This is a genomic window from Neobacillus solisequens, assembly GCF_051233465.1.
GTDB lineage: Bacteria > Bacillota > Bacilli > Bacillales > Cytobacillaceae > Neobacillus.
On record NZ_JBKFGJ010000048.1, the window covers coordinates 1 to 688 of the forward strand.

Consider the following 688-nt stretch of genomic DNA (forward strand, 5'->3'; position numbering starts at 1 on the left):
AATAGAATTAAAGGAATTTAATGTGGCTCACTATAAGTCAGAATCTAAAGGTTGGTATGCTATCCAATCCAAGTTTCAGGTTAATAATTTGTGATTACTTATTCAACAAACGGGTGCTTTAGTCAAACATGGTGGGTGGCTGCGACAATCTTTTTCTGTTTAGGAATAGTTCAGTTGTAATGGGAAGGAATAGCCCTTAATAAACTAGAAATAGAAATGTTGAGTTTATGAGGAGGACAGGTATGAATAGAAAATGGGGAATTTTATTTGGAACTGTATTAATTATTTTAGCTACTTACTCTGTAATCTTTCATAATAATAATGTCTCTAAATATGGTTTGTTTTTTATCGGCTGTATAAATACTGTTATAGGCGTAAAGCAACTAAAACAAAAAGACCAGAAAAATGGACCACCATCCATATTTATTGGAATATCAAGTATTGTACTATCCGTTTTATCGTAGTGAATGTTATAAACCTGCTTATTTCACTACTTGGAGTTTGTGAAAAATTATAATTAAATAAGGGTGCGATTGTTCAATTAAGGCAATCGTTTTTTCACTAACGGGGCAGGTTAGTTGGATAAGGTAATATTTGGATTAGGATAGATATAAGTAGAAAAGTTAATAACAAGGGGTGATTTTTTGGAGAAAAATATTGGGGATGTAGATTTTTGTAAACAAGTAGT

General features: G+C 31.5%; 1 protein-coding gene. It reads left to right on the top strand.

Annotated elements, in window-relative coordinates; all coding sequences use genetic code 11:
* The first annotated feature begins 242 nt into the window (after window positions 1–242).
* A complete protein-coding gene (locus tag ACI3K6_RS23465; protein WP_435556730.1) occupies window positions 243–464 on the top strand; it encodes a hypothetical protein in 222 nt (73 codons plus the stop codon).
* The last annotated feature ends 224 nt before the right edge of the window (window positions 465–688 follow it).